Genomic DNA, 522 nt, shown 5'->3' on the forward strand with positions numbered 1-522 from the left:
ACCGCGGCGAGCGCCCAGGCGACGTTGGCGGCTGCGGCGCGCGACCCGGCCCTGATCCGGCTGCTGACCGATCCCTTCGCGCTGACGCCGGGGTTCACCGGGCCGTCTCAGCCGTCGGGCCTTATCCCCGAATTCGACCCGCGCATGAATGTGTGGCTCGTGCCGTTCCCCATGGCGCCGATCAACACCAAGAACGTGCACCGCACGAATTTCCTGTTGGGTCATCCCTACGGCACGGACTTCGTTTACGACGAGATGATGATCGCGCCCGGATTTGGGGAAATCGGTCGCGTGACGACGGAGACGTTCGCCACGATGGTTTCCTTGTTCCGGACCGGCGGTCTCAAACCCGGCGCAGGCCCGACTCGGGAAGAGCGCGACAAGGGCTTCTACGACATCCTCTTCCTGGGTGAGCTGCCGGATGGCGGTCGGGTCGAGGCGGTCGTCACGGGCGACCGCGATCCGGGCTACGGCTCGACCAGCAAGATGATCGCAGAGAGCGCTCTCTGCCTCGTGCGCGAC

At 66.3% G+C, this 522-nt stretch carries 1 pseudogene; it reads left to right on the forward strand.

Annotated features, from left to right (window positions below):
* Positions 1-24: 24 nt before the first annotated feature.
* Positions 25-522: pseudogene (locus XI09_RS08380) on the forward strand (saccharopine dehydrogenase); the annotation flags it as partial.

It is taken from the genome of Bradyrhizobium sp. CCBAU 11386, assembly GCF_028128955.1.
Classification (GTDB): domain Bacteria; phylum Pseudomonadota; class Alphaproteobacteria; order Rhizobiales; family Xanthobacteraceae; genus Bradyrhizobium.